At 50.7% G+C, this 359-nt stretch carries 2 tRNA genes; one reads left to right on the forward strand and one right to left on the reverse strand.

The annotated features are described in order from the left end of the window. Window positions 1-54: 54 nt before the first annotated feature. Window positions 55-139: transfer RNA gene (locus C3488_RS39815), tRNA-Leu, on the reverse strand. An 83-nt stretch (window positions 140-222) separates the two neighbouring features. Between C3488_RS39815 and C3488_RS39820 the strand changes: the two genes are divergently transcribed. Further along, window positions 223-298, forward strand: a tRNA-Ile gene (locus C3488_RS39820). Window positions 299-359 lie beyond the last annotated feature (61 nt).

Here is a 359-nt window from a genome sequence, read left to right on the forward strand (position 1 = left end):
CCAGGACCCAACGCTGCCCGACTCGAGGGCATCCGATCAACGCTTTCTGGTGAATGGTGCGGGAGGCGAGACTTGAACTCGCACACCTAGCGGCGCCAGAACCTAAATCTGGTGCGTCTACCAATTTCGCCACTCCCGCAAAAAAAGATGGTGGCTACGACGGGATTCTCTAGATCATCATGTTTATTGCGTGGTTTATAAGTATTGTTATTGCACACTCAAGGCCCTTTAGCTCAGTGGTTAGAGCAGGCGACTCATAATCGCTTGGTCGCTGGTTCAAGTCCAGCAAGGGCCACCAAATCATTATTTACGTATCAGGAAGAGTTAAGGGTACAAGGGGTACTCGATGGCGGTCTATA

Origin of the sequence: Streptomyces sp. Ru72, from assembly GCF_002920635.1 — a bacterium.
Lineage (GTDB): Bacteria > Actinomycetota > Actinomycetes > Streptomycetales > Streptomycetaceae > Streptomyces.